This window comes from uncultured Tenacibaculum sp., assembly GCF_947499065.1.
Classification (GTDB): domain Bacteria; phylum Bacteroidota; class Bacteroidia; order Flavobacteriales; family Flavobacteriaceae; genus Polaribacter.
Window position 1 is genome coordinate 40,121 of record NZ_CANMMT010000004.1, and the last position, 17,970, is coordinate 58,090.

15 protein-coding genes and 1 other RNA gene are annotated in these 17,970 nt (G+C 30.7%); 7 read left to right on the forward strand and 9 right to left on the reverse strand.

Features of this window, described 5'->3' with window-relative positions; all coding sequences use genetic code 11:
* Positions 1-50: 50 nt before the first annotated feature.
* Both Q0958_RS09895 and Q0958_RS09900 read right to left on the reverse strand, forming a co-directional pair.
* A complete protein-coding gene (locus tag Q0958_RS09895) occupies positions 51-716 on the reverse strand; it encodes a M15 family metallopeptidase (RefSeq protein ID WP_299122501.1) in 666 nt (221 codons plus the stop codon).
* A gap of 74 nt (positions 717-790) precedes the next feature.
* A complete protein-coding gene (locus tag Q0958_RS09900; RefSeq protein ID WP_299122502.1) occupies positions 791-2,002 on the reverse strand; it encodes a TlpA disulfide reductase family protein in 1,212 nt (403 codons plus the stop codon).
* Between the two features lie 198 nt (positions 2,003-2,200).
* On the opposite strand from Q0958_RS09900, the gene Q0958_RS09905 reads away from it, so the two are divergent.
* Positions 2,201-2,641, forward strand: a complete 441-nt coding sequence (locus Q0958_RS09905; protein ID WP_272151470.1) for a hypothetical protein — start codon at positions 2,201-2,203, stop codon at positions 2,639-2,641.
* 77 nt (positions 2,642-2,718) lie between these two features.
* On the opposite strand, the gene Q0958_RS09910 is transcribed toward Q0958_RS09905, so the two are convergent.
* The 6 genes from Q0958_RS09910 to Q0958_RS09935 form a co-directional block, all read right to left on the reverse strand.
* Positions 2,719-4,947: a M1 family metallopeptidase gene (locus Q0958_RS09910; RefSeq protein WP_299122525.1), complete on the reverse strand. Its 2,229-nt coding sequence runs from the start codon at positions 4,945-4,947 to the stop codon at positions 2,719-2,721.
* A 74-nt stretch (positions 4,948-5,021) separates the two neighbouring features.
* On the reverse strand, positions 5,022-5,513 hold the full coding sequence (locus Q0958_RS09915; protein ID WP_299122526.1) for a DUF6702 family protein: 492 nt from the start codon (positions 5,511-5,513) through the stop codon (positions 5,022-5,024).
* Between the two features lie 30 nt (positions 5,514-5,543).
* Positions 5,544-6,338, reverse strand: a complete 795-nt coding sequence (locus Q0958_RS09920; protein WP_299122527.1) for a hypothetical protein — start codon at positions 6,336-6,338, stop codon at positions 5,544-5,546.
* Positions 6,339-6,465: 127 nt separating this feature from the next.
* A complete protein-coding gene (locus tag Q0958_RS09925) occupies positions 6,466-7,269 on the reverse strand; it encodes a carboxypeptidase-like regulatory domain-containing protein (protein ID WP_299122528.1) in 804 nt (267 codons plus the stop codon).
* Positions 7,266-8,081, reverse strand: coding sequence for a carboxypeptidase-like regulatory domain-containing protein (locus Q0958_RS09930; RefSeq protein ID WP_299122529.1), 816 nt, complete (start codon positions 8,079-8,081; stop codon positions 7,266-7,268). The genes Q0958_RS09925 and Q0958_RS09930 overlap by 4 nt, the downstream gene beginning before the upstream one ends.
* A 4-nt stretch (positions 8,082-8,085) precedes the next feature.
* Entirely contained in the window at positions 8,086-8,865 is a 780-nt protein-coding gene (locus Q0958_RS09935; RefSeq protein WP_299122530.1) for a carboxypeptidase-like regulatory domain-containing protein, read from the reverse strand.
* A 70-nt stretch (positions 8,866-8,935) separates the two neighbouring features.
* On the opposite strand from Q0958_RS09935, the gene pepE reads away from it, so the two are divergent.
* Positions 8,936-9,634 carry a dipeptidase PepE gene (gene pepE, locus Q0958_RS09940; RefSeq protein ID WP_299122531.1) on the forward strand — a complete coding sequence of 233 codons (699 nt, stop codon included), beginning with the start codon at positions 8,936-8,938 and terminating at the stop codon, positions 9,632-9,634.
* A 51-nt stretch (positions 9,635-9,685) separates the two neighbouring features.
* Here the strand turns inward: pepE and Q0958_RS09945 are convergent, their stop codons facing one another.
* On the reverse strand, positions 9,686-9,892 hold the full coding sequence (locus tag Q0958_RS09945) for a hypothetical protein (protein ID WP_299122532.1): 207 nt from the start codon (positions 9,890-9,892) through the stop codon (positions 9,686-9,688).
* Positions 9,893-10,097: 205 nt separating this feature from the next.
* Between Q0958_RS09945 and Q0958_RS09950 the strand changes: the two genes are divergently transcribed.
* The 5 genes from Q0958_RS09950 (at position 10,098) to Q0958_RS09970 (ending at position 17,919) form a co-directional block, all read left to right on the forward strand.
* On the forward strand, positions 10,098-10,652 hold the full coding sequence (locus Q0958_RS09950) for a nucleotide exchange factor GrpE (protein WP_299122533.1): 555 nt from the start codon (positions 10,098-10,100) through the stop codon (positions 10,650-10,652).
* 64 nt (positions 10,653-10,716) lie between these two features.
* Entirely contained in the window at positions 10,717-11,841 is a 1,125-nt protein-coding gene (dnaJ, locus tag Q0958_RS09955; RefSeq protein ID WP_299122534.1) for a molecular chaperone DnaJ, read from the forward strand.
* 156 nt (positions 11,842-11,997) lie between these two features.
* An RNA gene (gene rnpB, locus Q0958_RS09960) (RNase P RNA component class A) lies at positions 11,998-12,305 on the forward strand.
* Between the two features lie 393 nt (positions 12,306-12,698).
* On the forward strand, positions 12,699-15,476 hold the full coding sequence (locus Q0958_RS09965; protein ID WP_299122535.1) for a bifunctional aconitate hydratase 2/2-methylisocitrate dehydratase: 2,778 nt from the start codon (positions 12,699-12,701) through the stop codon (positions 15,474-15,476).
* 175 nt (positions 15,477-15,651) lie between these two features.
* Complete coding sequence (locus Q0958_RS09970) at positions 15,652-17,919, forward strand: aconitate hydratase (protein WP_299122536.1); 2,268 nt, start codon at positions 15,652-15,654, stop codon at positions 17,917-17,919.
* Positions 17,920-17,970: the final 51 nt, after the last annotated feature.

Here is a 17,970-nt window from a genome sequence, read left to right on the forward strand (position 1 = left end):
AAATATAATGCCGATATTATTTGTTTGTCTAAATAAAGCGTTAAAAATTACTACTTTACAGGGAATTTAAAATAAGTTTTAGGAAAAGGTTCTCTACGTAATGTAAAATGCCACCATTCATTAGTGTAAGGTCTAAAACCGTTTTTTTTCATTAATCTTTGTAACAAGCTTCTATTTTCTTTTTGCTTCTTTGTTAATTTTGGATAAGTGATGTGTGAAGAAATTCCAAAGAAATCATAAGGACTTCCCATGTCTAACTCAGTATTTGTTTTAGAGTCGACTATGGTTAAATCTACAGTACTTCCTCTTGAATGTCCAGATTTAGAAGCGATATATCCTAATTTGAATAAATGTCTTTTATTTACGCTTGGGTAATATTGTTGTTTCATCAAAGTGTCATTAATTACTCGTGCCCATCTTACAAAATGATTTACTGCTGTTTGTGGACGATAAGCATCAAAAATTTTAAGACTCAATCCTTTTTTCTGTAATTCATCTTGAACTTTTTTCAAAGCTTTGGCTGTTTGCGTAGTGGTAATAATTACATCTTTTTCATACCCATCTATCGGTTTTCCTATAAAATTATTACTTGAACAATATCTAAGCTCTTTTTTTATAGAAGGAGCTATGTTTTTTAGGTATGTAAAACCTTTAGGTAAATCTTGTGCTTGTGTAGCAAGAGATAAACATAATATTAAATAAAAAATCCATTTCATAGGGTAAAAGTAATGATTTAAACTTTGATAATATTAGTAGGAGGTTATTAAAAAAAACTAAAAAGAGTAAGTTATTACTCGTTTAATAGAGTGTTTACAAAGTGTTTAAACTCATTTTTAAATTCGATATATTTTTTCCCGGTAGCAGGACCATTAAAACCTGTGTGTATTTTTCGAACCATTCCTTTTTTATCTATAAATATTGTGGTAGGGTATGAGAGAATATGATTTAACATTGGTAGTTTATTTGCAGCTTCCTTTTTGTCCGAACCTCCATATTGTGCTAATAGTATTGGATATGTAATGTTCAATCGTTTTTTTAGACGTTTAATTTTTTCAAAAGCTTTTTCTTGAGTCTTATCTGTTTCAAAAGCTAGTGCTACAAATTTTAGATTTGTGTTTTTATTCTTTTTTAAATATTCAACGTAATATTTGCTTTCATCTAAGCAGTTAGGACACCATGTTCCCATAATTTGTACAATTACAACTTTGTTTTGAAATTGCTTGTCTGAGTATGAAATCAATTCTCCATTTTCATTAGGGAAAGAAAAGTTGAAATGTTTATAACCATCTTTTAAACTTGTTAAAGAATTTTCATCAGGTAGTTCATAATTATTATTTAGTTTGGCTACAAAAGGTTCTTTCCAGTGATTCCCAGAGTAAAAATTACCAACCATGCTAGAGTCATTAATTTTAGCAGTAAATAAAAAAGCATGTGCTCCATCAAACGTTGAAAGCTTTAAAGAGTCGCCATCTACAACACCTTCTAAATAACGATAATCACCAGTTGTGGTTCTGAAAGTACCTTTTACTTTATTTTTCTCTTGTGTAAATATTCCTTTGGCAATGTATTTGTCATTTTCTTTATTTGGACTAAAAATAGTTTCCCATCTACCTGTTATATTGTAATTGGGTTTGTTTTTTGAATCAAATCTTTTATTGCTAGCCTCAGTAGAGAACGGAACAATTCTGTTTAAACTAGGTTTTATAAAGTATCCATTTAGTTTTTTATTAGGATGAATTTTTGCTGTAATATAACCTTCAAAAACTGGAGTTTGAATATACACTGAATCGTTTTTGTAAGTAATTTCATCTACTTCTATAACTTCGTTAGCGTTATATATTTCAATTAAATTATTCTCTTTTACTTTAAAAATAAAAGGAAGTTCTTGCTGGTCTTGAACTTTTAAAATAGCTCTATAATTTCCCGTTTCTAATATGTCAGAAGCTGGTTTATTACATGAAAGGAAAGTTATAAGGCTTAAAATAGAAAAAAAATATTTCATAAAATTTAAAAGATTGATAGCTCTAAAGTACTGTTTTTATTCTGTAAAAATGAGGTAGATAAGGTGAAATATTAAAGCTTATTTTTTGTTATGAAAGGATGGTTCAAAAAGAGAAGTATAATTTTTTATTTATAAAAACGTTCTTTTATTTAATTATAATCAAATATATTTAGATCGAACTTTAAACCCTTAAACTTTATGAAAAAACTATTTTTTTTAGCAACCTTATTTTTTTCTGTAGTATCGTATTCCCAAATTGAATTTGTTGAATCAACAAAAGTAGATATTGTTGGACAAGTAGAATTTGTATACTTAGAAAAGGTAGGAGATAATGAATCGTATAATTTATTTTATAAAAACATTAATAATCCAATAAATGAATATGTATTCTTTTCATTTAATAATACGGATAATGATGTTGAAAAATTACATCAAATTATGTTGAGAGGTTTTGAAGAAATGCCTAGAAATAAATTTCAAATTAAAGCTAATGGAGATGTAATTTTCTTTAAATATGAAAGAGGAGATGATGGTGAAATGAGAATGCAGATTCAACAATATGTTAGTAGAGATCCAGATGTAATGACTGTTTCTAAATTTTTAACATTAAATGAAGTTAATAAATTATTTCAGAAATAATACATTTAACTTTTTACAAAACAAAAAACGCAGCTCATGAGCTGCGTTTTTAATATATAAACGATAGATAAAATATATTATCCTTTTACTTTATTTTTAAATTTATCAAACTTATTAGCTGTTTTCTTAGGCCAGCTATTATTTGAAGTATCAATATCAGCTGTTTCTAAGTCTGGGTCTACAACAATACTTTTAATTTCTTTATCTGAAGAAAATACTCTGTATACTTTGTTGTCGTTTTTCATCCATATTTGAGCAGGGAAAGTTTCACGTTTTTTAGTTCCGTCAGCATAAGTAAGCTCTACAATGATAGGCATTACTAATCCTCCTGGTTTTTCAAACTCTACTTGGTACATGTATTTAGGTACAGCTTTTAAGTTTGCTTTTTTATCAGCAGGTAATCCGTTAATGTATGCTTCTACGTCAGATGAATTAGCATCTTCTTTATTAGTAGTTAAGAAAACTAACTTACCTAAACGAGCAAAATAATTTGGATATTGTTCTTGTAGTTTTTTAGTTCTTTCGTTTGGTTTGTCTGTTAAGTATAATGGTTTAACTTCTTTAATACCTATATCAGTATAGTCAGTTGTATAAAACCATCCTCTCCAAAACCAGTCTAAATCCATTCCTGAAGCATCTTCCATAGTTCTAAAGAAATCTGCTGGAGTTGGGTGTTTAAACATCCATCTTTTAGCATAAGTTCTGAATGCATAATCGAATAATTCAGGTCCCATGATTGTTTGACGTAACATATATAAACCAGCTGCTGGCTTAGTATAAGCATTAGGTCCAAAGTTTTTAACATAGTCACCTTGTGCCATAATTGGAGTTAAGTTATTTTGATCTAAACTCATATATCTTACGATATCTTTAGGTAAGTTTCCAGTGTTAAATTTAGGGTCGTAGTCTAATTCAGCTAAAATTTCAACAAAAGAGTTTAATCCCTCATCCATCCAAGTCCATTGACGTTCGTCAGAATTTACAATCATAGGGAAGAAATTGTGTCCTACCTCATGTGTAATTACACCAATCATTCCATTTTTTACTCTATCCGAATAAGTTCCATCAGGGTTAGGACGTCCATAATTAAAGCAAATCATAGGGTATTCCATTCCTTGATTTTTAGCATGTACAGAAACTGCTTTTGAGTACGGGTAATCAAAAGTCATTTTAGAATACTCTTCTAAAGTGTTAGCTACAACTCTAGTTGAATGTTCTTCCCATAAAGGATTTCCTTCTTTTGGATATAAAGAAACAGCCATAACATCTTTTCCATTTATGTTAACAGCCATAGCATCCCAAATGTATTTTCTTGATGATGCAAAAGCATAATCACGAACATTTTTAGCTTTAAAGTGCCAAGTCTTAGTTTTTGAAGTTCCTTCTTTTTCGTTAGCTTCAGCTTCTTCTTGAGTTACTATAAAAACTGGGTCTTTATATGATTTTCTAGCTTTAGCCAAACGCTTACGTTGTTCTTTCGTTAAAACTTCTTTTTCGTTTTGTAATTCTCCAGTAGCATCAACAATATGATCGGCTGGTACAGTTAATTTAACATCATAATCACCAAATTCTAAAGCCCATTCGCTACGTCCCCAGAACTGCATGTTTTGCCATCCTTCTACGTTATCATATACAGCTAAACGAGGGAAAAATTGAGCGATAGTATAGTTTTTGTTACCATCAGGAAATGATTCAAAACCAGAACGACCACCATCTTCAACAGAGTTGTTAATTAGGTAGTGCCACTTTATTCTGAATTTAAAAACTTCACCAGGAGCTAATGCTTTTGGTAAATTAATACGCATCATTGTACGGTTAATAGTGTGAGATAAATCTCTACCATTTAAATATTTTACAGCATCAATTTTGTAACCAAAATCTTTTGGTTTTCCCATATTCTTAGAAACAAAACCTTCTGGAGTTTGAAAACTACTAGCTCCTTCTGACTTTGCTAATGGTGTTTTTGAGTCTGGAGCACGCATATTTTGATCTAATTGTACCCATAAGTATTCTAAATGATCTTTAGAATTGTTGTGGTATGTAATTGTTTCGTCTCCATATAATGTATTAGCAGCTTCATCTAAGCGTAAGTCCATTACATAATCCACTTTTTGTTGTGTATATGCATGACCAGGTGCACCAGAAGCGGTACGCTGATCGTTAGGTGTAGCCAATACATCTTTTAATTGACGAAACTTATTTTGATCAGTATGACCCTTTTGAGGCTCTTTCTTTTTTGTCTCTTGCGCAAATAAAGAGGCTGAAACAAAAAGTGCCGAAAATAGTAACGTAGAATATTTTCTCATTGTTTGTTTTGATTGATTTTATAAAAATATGTGCGGAAAGTTACTGAATTTTAACTGGGAGAAAAGTAGTTACGTTAAAATTTTAACAAACCTTTATCATTTTTCTTTGTTAAAAATAAACTTTTTCGTTTTTTATTGACGATAGCTTTTACAGGATTTTGCTGATCAGGGAAGTAATTGACTAAAACTGTATTTTTAATTTCTATAGACTTTACTACTGATATATTCTCAATTTCTAAATAGAAATAAACAATGTTTCCGTCGTACTCTTTACCTATAAAATTGTATGAATAATCGTTATTATTGATTTTAATATTGAGATGTTCTTTTAAGTATTTAAAAAAGTATTCATCAACATTTTTAAGTTCTTTTTTTGTGGTTAATTGTAAATCTACTTTATAATCAGTATTAATCGCAGTTTCTATATCATCCATAAAAACATTCATTATAATTTGGATGGATTTATTCTCTTCTTTAAAAGTTATCTCAGTTAAAGAGATGTAATATTTGTGTACTGAAAAAGATAAAAGCGGAACAATAAATAAAGCAATGAATATTTTTTTCATACTTCGATAAAAATCAATTATTGCGCCAAATTAATGTTTTTTGATAAGTTTAAGATAACCTAAGTGTTCTTTTCTTAGGATATTTATAACTTTTAACATTTCATTACTATTGTATAAGTTTTCAATCCCCAATGGATTACAGTATTCAAGGAAGTGGTAATATTTATTAACTGGAATCTTTAATTCAACAAAGAAAAATTCTTCACCTAATTCATTTAAAAGTTTAGCGGGCAAATTTTCTTTGGCAGCCAATTCATTTCTAAGTTTACGTATTTTCCCTAGTTGCCTAAATGGAATTATTGTTGTTGTACCAAAACCTTCAAAAGTAGTCGTAGGATCTGCTCTAACTATAGTTGGTTTTACACTAGTATTTATATGGTCTACTGAATTATTAGTGTATTGTATATCAGAAAAATTGCTAGCTTTTTTCGCGAGCTTTAATTTTGAGTTTGGTTTTGCTTTTTTTAAATCATTACTGAGAGATCCTGAAAGTTCGTTATTGTTAAGTGAAACTTCATCTAATTCATAAACTTGTTTTTCTAAAGTAGTTCTTTTTCTGTAAACATTAAAATCAGCAGGAGTAAGCTTTTCAAATATTGTTTTATAACCTATTGAAGAGAAACGAATAGAATCATTAGGTTTGGCAAAAATTCGATATTCTCCTTTTTCATTTGAAAAAGTAACTTGATTGCTAGTAAAATTAACAATGTGGGCGTTTTCTAACACTCCATCTTTATTATAAATAATACCAAACAATGTTCTTCGTTCCTCTTGGGCAAAAAGAAATTGAGAAAGTAGCATAAAGAGAAGAAGTATTTTTTTCATGATAAATTAAAATCGGTATACTTCTAAAGATACGAAAAATTTATGAAAAGCTATGAGCCAGATATTTATGATGGGGTGAAGATGGAATCTATTTTAGTTCTTTAACTATTATTTACCATCTGAATTTTTAATGTGTATAATCTTTAGGATTGGATTCTTTAAAGCTTTTTGATTTGACTTTAAAAAATTGAATTAAATCTATTTCTCCTGAGTTAAATACAGTGTTAAAATTTTTATCGTAACTGCAGTAGTAGATAAACTTATAGACATCAGACTCTTTAATTCCAAATTCTTTAGTAAAATGTAAACTATAGGTTTTTTTTATTTTTTCTACCTTAAACTCCAAAGATTCTATGTCTCTATGTTTAGTTAGTTTTTTTATTCTTCCTGAAATACTATTTAAAATATAATCTAAAGAGAAAGAATTTGCTAAGCCAAATGTAAAAGGAACACTTCCGCCTTTAGCAGTTTGTAATTTTCTTTGAGCAGGAGTTAAAATTTTAGCTCCAGCATACGGAAGCTTTAAGGTAACTGCATTTATTTCTTTTTTGAATTTAACTTTTTTACTATCAGAAGATAAGAAACCAGATAAATCATTTTCGTTCAGATTTACTTCATTTAGTTCAAAGGGAGTTTTTACAAGATTTATAATGTTTTTTTGAATACCAAAATGTTTCATTTTGATGTGAAATGTTTTCGTTTTGTAACCAACGAATGATAGTTTTAAACTATCATTAACTTTTACTAAAATTCTAAATTCACCATTTTCATTAGTATAGGTACCTTGATTGGTGTTTAAATTAATTATGTGAGCATTAATAACAGGTCCAATTTTATCTTTTATTTCTGCATAAAAAAACTTTCTAGAGTCTTGTGAGTGGACTTTAGAAAGCAAAAACACTAATGTGAAAAAAGGTAAGAGTTTTTTCATTCCTGAGAATTTATACTTTTTAAATAGGTAACACTTTCTTGTTTTAATATTTTTATCACATCAAATATGTTGCCATTTTTGTATAATTTATCAATTTCTAAATGATTACAATAATCTAGAAAATGATAGTATTTGTCTTTTGGGATTTTTAATTCTTTGAAGAAGAAATTAGGTGAAAGTTCTGAGAGTAATTTTTCAGGGAAGTTTTCTTTAAATTTTTGTTCACTTCTAAGCCTTTTTCTTCTTAATGCATTTTTAAGAGAACCAGTATTAAAACTAATACCAATACTGGGGATTTTTGTAGTAGGATCAGTTACTTTTCTCATGTTTGGAGCTTTGGATCTGTCAATTTCATCTATTGGTAAAATAACAATTTTATCAAAGTTAACCATTGAGAAGTCTCTGGCTTTCATGGATTTAACAATTCCTTGGTCTTTGGATACTTGTTTTGAATCGATTGAAAGAATGCCTTTTAAATTGTGCTTTTTTATAACAATTTCATCTAATTCATAATCTGTTTTTTCTAACTTAATAGTAGTTGTTAACATACCAAAATCATTAGGACTTACAACAACGATTTTAGTTGTGTATCCTACAAAAGAAATCTGGAGAGAATCTTTTGTTTTTGCAAGAATTCTAAATTCACCAGAATCATTAGAAAAAGTACCTTGATTAGTGTTTAAATTAATAATATGTGCATTAGTAATAGAGTTAAAATTATCTTTTATACTAGCATATAAAAATTTTCGTTTTTGCTGAGCATAGCTATTATGTATAATTAATAAAAGAAAAAAAAGTAGTGGTTTATTCATAGGCTTATTTTTGGGTAAGTTTTGTTTGTTCTTTTTCTAAAAGATATGGAGAGTTTTTACTATTGTCTATCAAAATAGAAGTCAGTTCTAGAAGCTTATCTTTTTTATATAAATTGATAATTCCTCTAGAAGTACAATGTTCTAAAAATGAATTAATATTTTCTTTTTTAATTTTTAACTGTTGCACAAAGAACCCATCTGTAAAATGTTTTCTTATTTTAGAAATATTTTCATCTTGATATTTTACTTTTCGTAATATTTTTTCTCTTCTACTGTTACCATTAATGGAATTAATAAGTCCACTTAAACTAATAGAAACCCCCGATTTAATTTTTAGTGTTTTATCTTTTTCAGGTTTTTTACTGTTGGCATAAGGGAGTTTTAGAGTTTTAGCATTAACAATAGGAGCGTTATTGGTTAAAATATCTTTATCGATATCAAAAATTCCTTTCTTTTTTTCTAAAACAACTTCATCAAGTAAGTGATTTTTACTATCAATATAAATACTAATTTTTGCAGTTTTTAAATCTTGACCACTAATGCTATATTCAGTGTATTCAAAATTTAGATGAGAAGCAATAAGCATGTCTCCTTTGTTAGCTAAAATTTCGAAATGTCCTTTTTCATCAGTAATAGTACCAATAGAAAGTTTTTTATTTATTAAATGAACATCTTGAGTAGGAATACTGTCTACAAAAATATAACCAGAAATAATTTTAGGATTATTTTGAGCTGTTACATTAAAAGATAATATCGTAAAAAATAAAAGTAGGAATCTTTTCATGTAACAAATAAACTACCTAACCTTCTTAAAAATGTTTTAATAACATGGTAAATTTTTGTTAATTTGATTTATGAAAAAACTTATAATAGCAAGTACATCAACAGTTCACGGTAGTGGATATTTGGAATATATTTTACCAACTCTTTCCGTTTTTTTTAAAGGTGTAGAAACAATAATATTCATACCTTATGCAAGACCAGGAGGAATAAGTTATGATGAATATACAGCAATTGCTAGGAAAGCATTTGAAAAAATAAATAAAAAAGTAGTAGGACTACATGAGTTTGAAACTCCTCAAGAAGCAATTCAAAAAGCGGAAGCTATTTTTACAGGAGGAGGGAATACTTTTGAACTAGTAAATCAAATTTATAAAAACAATATTTTTTCTGATTTAAAGAAGGTAGTAGAAGAAGGAATACCGTATTTAGGAACAAGTGCAGGGAGTAATATATGTGGAGTAACTATGATGAATACTAATGATATGCCTATTGTATATCCGCCAAGTTTTAAAACATTAGAGTTTATACCATTCAATATTAATGCACATTATTTAGACCCTAATCCAGATTCTACTCATATGGGAGAAACTAGAGAAACACGAATTAAAGAATATCATGTTTTTAATGAAACTAAGGTATTAGGACTAAGAGAAGGGAGTTGGTTAGAAGTAAATGGTGATTCTATAGTGTTGAAAGGAAATTTATCGGCAAGGTTATTTCAGAAAGATAAAGAACCAATAGAAATTGAAAATAATAAAGAAATAAACTAACATAAAAAAACCAGCTGTAAAGCTGGTTTTTCATCTTTAAATAGTTGTTTTTTATGATAAAGCACTTTCTTCATCACATGTATAAACCTGAGGGCAAGCTATTAATTGGTGGCAGTAAAAAGGTCCAGTAACTCTTCCTGCGCAATCACAACCACATTTACGAATGTCTTGGTCAAAAGAGATTCCTCCAGTTAAGTTTTTTTGCTCTTTACTAGTTAAAATTGTTGCTCCACTAATGTTTAATAAGTTTTTTTTCATAATTAATGAGGGACTTAAAAGTTTGTTTATAATTTTTCTAAAATTAGAAATTATAAATGAAAAAAAGTGTTTTTTTTAAGAAATTTTAAAAATCCCTATTTACAAAGACTTAGAATTTAAAATTGTAAAATGTCATGTTGACATATTTTAATCTATTGGCAGAATTATTGCTTAAATAAAGAGAAAATAAAAGAGACGATTTACAATGAGTAAAGATCAATATACTAAAGAAGACGAGTTAAAAGATAATATTGAAGCTGAGGCAAATCAAGAGGAAGTGGTTGAAAGTGAGGAGGCTGTTAAGAAAGAAGAACCAACTACAGAAGAGTTAATCCAAGTAGAAAAAGATAAATATTTACGTTTATTTGCTGAGTTTGAAAACTATAAAAAGAGAACTTCAAAAGAACGTATTGAGTTATTTAAAACGGCAAATCAAGAAGTAATGACAGTTTTACTGCCAATTTTAGATGATTTTGAAAGAGCGTTAACTCATATAGAAGACGATAAAGAAGCAGAAGAATTACGTAAAGGTGTATTGTTAATATATCAAAAGTTAGTTAAAACTTTAGAACAAAAAGGATTAACAGTAGTAGAAGTAAAGGCTGGAGATGATTTTGATGCAGAAGTACATCAGGCAATTACTCAAATTCCAGCACCATCTGATGATTTGAAAGGAAAAATTATCGATTGTGTAGAAAAAGGATATAAGTTAGGAGATAAAATTATCCGTCACCCAAAAGTGGTGGTTGGACAAGCGTAAACAAAATTACCAATTATCAGTTATCAATTGTTTTTGTTAATTGTTAATTGTCAATTGAATTAAAATGGCAAAACAAGATTACTACGAAGTATTAGGTGTTTCAAAATCAGCAACACAGTCTGAAATAAAGAAGGCGTACCGTAAAATGGCGATTAAATATCATCCAGATAAAAATCCAGATGATAAAAACGCTGAAGAAAAATTTAAATTATGTGCTGAGGCTTATGAAGTACTAAGTGATGAGAATAAGAAAGCTCGTTACGACCAGTATGGACATGCAGCATTTGAAGGTGGCCAAGGAGGTTTTGGTGGCGGAGGAATGAATATGGATGATATATTCAGTCAGTTCGGAGATATTTTCGGAGGTGCATTTGGAGGCGGCTTCGGTGGTTTCGGAGGTGGCGGACAACGTCAAGCTAGAGTTAAGGGAAGTAATTTACGTATTCGTGTAAAACTTACTTTAGAAGAAATTGCCAATGGAGTAGAAAAGAAGGTAAAAGTTAGAAGAAAGGTTCAAGCTGAAGGAGTAACTTACAAAACCTGTACTACTTGTAATGGTGCTGGACAACAAATGCGTGTTACCAATACTATTTTAGGTAGAATGCAAACAGCAACTACTTGTGGTACATGTCATGGAGCAGGAGAAATGATTGGTAGTAAACCAAATGGTTCAGATGCTCAAGGATTAATAGTAAAAGAAGAAACTGTTTCTATAAATATTCCTGAAGGAGTAACAGAAGGTGTCCAATTAAAAGTAGGAGGGAAAGGAAATGAAGCTCCTGGTAAAAATTCTATTTCAGGAGATTTATTAGTTCTAATTGAAGAAATTCCTCACGAAACTCTAAAAAGAGAAGGAAGTAATATTCACTACGATTTATATATAAACTTTTCAGAAGCTGTTTTAGGAGCGTCAAAAGAAGTTCAAACAGTAACAGGAAAAGTAAAGATTAAAATAGAAGCAGGTACACAATCTGGTAAAATTTTAAGATTAAAAGGTAAGGGATTACCAAGTATTGAAAGATATGGAAATGGAGATTTCTTAATTCATGTGAATGTATGGACGCCACAAGAGTTAACTAAAGAGCAACGTAAGTTTTTTGAGCAAATGCAAGAAGACGAGAACTTTAGCCCGAATCCACAAAAATCGGATAAATCATTTTTTGAGAAAGTAAAAGATATGTTTTCTTAAAAAAAAAGAAAAAATATTTTTTTTTTTTGAAAAACAATTTTATATTTGCAGTGTCTAGGAGACGTTCTAGACACTTTTTCTTTTTCATAGCAATTTTCCCACTCAAATTTTGAGTGGGTTTTTTATGAACTAAGACTAAAAAATCACAAAAATATATAAGCAGACCTATCTTATCGACTTATATTTAGTATAAGTAGGAAAGTCTGGACACCAAAGAGTAGCATAGCGGATAACATCCGTCCGGTGTAAACCGAGGACAAGTGCAACAGAAAGTATGTACAGGTAATGCTGTAGTGAAACCAGGTAAACTCTATGCGGTGCAATGCCATGTACATTAGAGCTCGAGCGTTACTCGCGCGATTCTAAGGGGTAGGCAGATTGATTTTACAAGTAATTGTAAAACTAGATAAATGATAAGGGCCTCGCTAGAGGAACAGAATCCAGCTTACTGGTCTGCTTTTTTTCTTATTTAGAATCATTATAACAATATTTTTTAACATCTAAAAAACAGTCAATTATCATATTCGTAATTTTAAGGAGATTAAAACTGCTTTTTTTTAGATTTTTCTCAAAAACTAGGTTTTTAATTAAGTAAATTTATTGTTTTTTGGGTTTTGTTGTTTATTTTTTAATCTCAGGCTAAAATTGTAGTTTTGCTAAGCCTAAAAATTAACAAAATAATTTATATAAAAACATAGCTATAAAAGTTGAAAAGCTTTTCAAAAAGCATTGCGTAGCTAGCTTTTATAAAAGAAAATTTACTAAGTAAAATAATTTAACTGTAAAGTAGTATATCTTTTCAAGTAGAATTTAACAAACTTATAAGTTTTCTTTAATTACTAAAAAATAAACCTTTTATGAACACGTATTCAGATTATCTTAAAGAGATTGAAGAAAGAAAAGGCCAAGGATTACATCCTAAGCCAATTGACGGAAGTGAATTATTAGAAGATATTATTTCGCAAATTAAAGATGTAAATAATGCACACCGTAAAGAGTCTCTTAACTTTTTTATTTATAATGTATTACCTGGTACTACTAGTGCTGCTGGCGTAAAAGCTAAATTTTTAAAAGAGATTATTTTAGGAGAATCTGTAGTGGAAGAAATTTCTATAGAGTTTGCTTTTGAGCAATTATCTCACATGAAAGGTGGACCATCAATAGCAGTTTTATTAGACTTAGCTTTAGGAAATGATGAAGAGATAGCAAAAGAAGCAGCTAAGGTATTAAAAACTCAAGTATTCTTATATGAAGCAGATACTGAGCGTTTAGAAGAAGCTATGAAATCTGGAAATGCAATAGCTAAAGAAATTATCGAAAGCTATGCACAAGCTGAGTTTTTTACAAAGTTACCAGAAATAGATGAAGAAATAGAGGTAGTTACATATGTAGCTGGTATAGGAGATATTTCTACAGATTTATTATCTCCAGGAGCAGATGCACATTCAAGATCAGATCGTGAGTTACACGGTCAGTGTATGTTTGAGCATAATAAAGAAATGCAACAAGAAGTATTGGCATTAAAAGAGCAACACCCAGATAAGCGTATTATGTTAATCGCTGAAAAAGGAACAATGGGAGTAGGGTCTTCAAGAATGTCAGGAGTAAATAATGTTGCATTATGGACAGGAGTTTCTTCAAGTCCTTATGTGCCATTTATCAATATAGCACCAGTAATTGCTGGAACTAATGGTATTGCACCAATTTTCTTAACTACTGTAGGTGTAACTGGTGGTATAGGAATTGATTTAAAAAACTGGGTGAAGAAAAAAGATGAAGAAGGAAACACAGTTTACGATGAAGATGGAGAGCCAGTATTAGAGCAAATGTACTCAGTTGAAACAGGAACAGTTTTAACAATCAATACAAAAACAAAGAAATTATATAACGGAGATCAGGAATTAAAAGATATCTCAACAGCTTTAACACCACAAAAAATGGAGTTTATCAAAGCAGGAGGTTCTTATGCAGTGGTTTTCGGTAAAAAATTACAAACATTTGCTTGTAAAGCTTTAGGAATTGATGTTCCTCAAGTGTATGCTGCATCTAAAGAAATCTCAATAGATGGACAAGGGTTAACTGCAGTAGAGAAAATATTTAATAAAAATGCTGTAGGAACAACTCCAGGAAAAACATTACATACAGGATCTAATGTTCGTGTTGAGGTTAATATTGTAGGTTCTCAAGATACTACAGGATTAATGACTTCTCAAGAATTAGAAATGATGGCAGCTACTGTTATCTCACCAATTGTAGATGCTGGTTACCAATCAGGATGTCATACAGCTTCAGTTTGGGATGACAAATCTAAAGCAAATATTCCTAGATTAATGAAGTTCATGAACGACTTTGGGTTAATCACGGCTCGTGACCCTAAAGGAAAGTATCATGCAATGACTGATGTTATTCACAAAGTGTTAAATGATATTGCTGTAGATGATTGGGATGTAATTATTGGAGGAGATTCTCACACTCGTATGTCTAAAGGAGTTGCTTTTGGTGCCGATTCAGGAACTGTAGCTTTAGCTTTAGCAACAGGAGAAGCTACTATGCCAATTCCAGATTCTGTAAAAGTTACTTTCAAAGGAGAGATGAGAAGTTTTATGGATTTCCGTGATGTAGTACATGCGACACAACAACAAATGTTAAAGCAATTCGGAGGAGAAAACGTATTCCAAGGAAGAATAATAGAGGTTCATATTGGTACCTTAACTTCAGATCAAGCGTTTACTTTTACTGACTGGACTGCGGAAATGAAAGCAAAAGCTTCTATCTGTATTTCAGAAGAAGAAACATTAATAGAATCTTTAGAAATTGCTAGAGAGCGTATCCAAATTATGATTGATAAAGGTATGGATAACGAAAAACAGGTTCTTAAAGGTTTAGTTGATAAAGCTAACAAGCGTATCAATGAATTAAAAACAGGAGAAAGACCAGCATTAAAGCCAGATGCAAATGCTAAGTATTATGCAGATGTTGTTATTGATTTAGATGAAATTGCTGAACCAATGATTGCAGATCCAGATGTACATAATGAAGATCCATCTAAACGTTATACTCACGATACTATTCGTCCGTTATCTTTTTATGAAGGAACAATGCCAGTAGATTTAGGTTTCGTAGGTTCTTGTATGGTACACAAAGGAGATATGCAGATTTTAGCACAAATGCTAAAAAATATTGAAGCACAAAAAGGAGAAGTAGAATTTAAAGCTCCTTTAGTAGTAGCTCCACCAACATATAATATTGTTGATGAATTAAAAGCAGAAGGTGATTGGGAAGTATTAGCTAAGTATGCTGGATTTGTATTTGACGATGATAACCCTAAAGGAGCAGCACGTACTAAATATGAAAACAAATTATATTTAGAGCGTCCAGGATGTAACCTTTGTATGGGGAACCAAGAAAAAGCAGAGCCAGGAGATACTGTAATGGCTACATCAACTCGTTTATTCCAAGGACGTGTTGTAAAAGATACAGCTGAGAAAAAAGGACAATCATTATTATCATCTACACCAGTAGTGGTATTATCAACTATTTTAGGAAGAACTCCTACTATGGAAGAATATGAAGCAGCAGTAGATGGTATAGTATTAACTAAATTTAAGCCATCACAAAAACAATTAGTAATGTAATTTATATTGTTTTTTATAATAAAAGAAAGTCCGAGTTTAAAGCTCGGACTTTTATTTTTTATACTGTTTTTATCAATTAATCAGATACTTCTATTTGTATTAATTATAGTGAAATCAATTCGATTACGTCATTTTTTCCTAACTTTAGACATGTAACAAAAAACTAAACAAACACATGGCTTTTGATATCGAAATGATTAAAAAGGTTTATAGTAAGTTTGAAGAGCGAGTTAATGCAGCAAAAAAACTTACAGGTAAACCATTAACACTTGCTGAAAAGATTTTATATACGCATTTATGGGATGGAAAAGCAACGACTATTTATAAAAGAGGAGTTGATTATGTAGATTTTGCACCAGATCGTATAGCATGTCAAGATGCAACAGCACAAATGGCCTTATTGCAGTTTATGCAAGCGGGAAAGAAAAAAGTAGCAGTACCTACTACAGTACATTGCGATCACTTAATTCAGGCAAAAGTAGGGGCTTCAGTAGATTTACAAACAGCGTTAAATAATTCAAACGAAGTATTTAATTTTTTAGAATCAGTTTCTAATAAATATGGAATTGGATTTTGGAAACCAGGAGCTGGAATTATTCACCAAGTAGTACTAGAGAATTATGCTTTCCCAGGGGGAATGATGATTGGTACCGATTCACATACCGTAAATGCTGGAGGGTTAGGAATGGTAGCAATTGGTGTTGGAGGTGCAGATGCAGTAGATGTTATGGCAGGAATGCCTTGGGAGTTAAAGTTTCCAAAATTAATAGGAGTAAAGTTAACAGGTAAGTTATCAGGTTGGACGGCTCCTAAAGATGTAATTTTAAAAGTAGCAGAAATCTTAACAGTAAAGGGAGGAACAGGGGCAATTGTAGAATACTTTGGTCCAGGTGCTACAGCTATGTCTTGTACAGGTAAGGGAACCATATGTAATATGGGAGCTGAAATAGGAGCAACTACTTCTACTTTTGGTTATGACGATTCTATGGAACGTTATTTACGTGCTACTGATAGAGATGATGTAGCAGACGCAGCAAATGCAATTAAAGAACATCTTACAGGTGATCCAGAGGTGTATGCAAACCCAGAAAAATATTTTGATCAGGTAATTGAAATTAATCTATCAGAATTAGGACCTTTATTAAATGGACCATTTACGCCAGATTTATCTACTTCAGTAGGTAAAGAAATGACAGAAAAAGCAACAGCTAATGATTGGCCATTGCAAGTAGAATGGGGGTTGATAGGTTCGTGTACAAATTCATCTTATGAAGATTTGTCTAGAGCATCATCTGTAGCACAACAAGCTTTGGATAAAGGATTAAAAACCAAGGCAGAATTTGGTATTAACCCAGGGTCAGAACAGGTTCGTTATACGGCTGAGAGAGATGGGATTCTACAAGTTTTCGAAAATTTAAATGCTAAAATTTTTACCAATGCATGCGGTCCATGTATAGGTCAATGGGGGCGTTATGAAGACCCAAAAAATGCACCTAAAAATTCTATAGTACACTCATTTAATAGAAATTTTGCAAAACGTGCCGATGGAAACCCGAATACGCATGCTTTTGTAGCTTCACCAGAATTAACAGCGGCTATTGCAATAGCAGGTCGTTTAGATTTTAATCCATTGACTGATAAATTAATCAATGAAAATGGAGAAGAAGTTATGTTAGATGAGCCTACAGGATGGGAATTACCACCAAAAGGATTTGAAGTAGATGATAACGGTTATTTAGAGCCTATAGAAGATGGAAGTGGGGTAGAAGTTGTGGTTAACCCAAATTCGGAACGTTTAGAGTTATTAACGCCATTTACACCTATAGGAGATGAAATTAAAGGCGCAAAATTATTAATCAAAGCTTTTGGAAAATGTACTACAGATCATATTTCTATGGCAGGGCCTTGGTTACGTTATCGTGGACATTTAGATAATATTTCAAATAACTGTTTAATTGGTGCCGTAAATGCCTATAACAAGCAAACAAACTTTGTAAAAAGTCAAATTACTGGAGAATATGATGCAGTACCTAAAACACAAAGAGCATATAAGGCAGCAGGAATTAAAACTATAGTTGTTGGTGATCACAATTATGGAGAAGGTTCTTCACGTGAGCATGCAGCTATGGAGCCTCGTCATTTGGGAGTTGTAGCTGTATTGGTAAAATCATTTGCTAGAATCCATGAAACAAACCTTAAAAAACAAGGAATGTTAGGACTAACATTTGCAAACGAATCTGACTATGATTTAATCCAAGAAGATGATACATTTAATTTCTTAGATTTACATGAGTTTGCTCCTGGTAAACCTTTAACTATAGAAGTGGTACATGCTGATGGTTCTAAAGATACAATTTTAGCAAATCACACTTATAATAAAGGACAAATAGAGTGGTATAAAGAAGGTTCAGCATTAAACTTAATAAAAAAGCAGAACGCTTAATTTTCTAAAAATCAAATATTTTATATAGAAAGTGCAGTTTTTAACTGCACT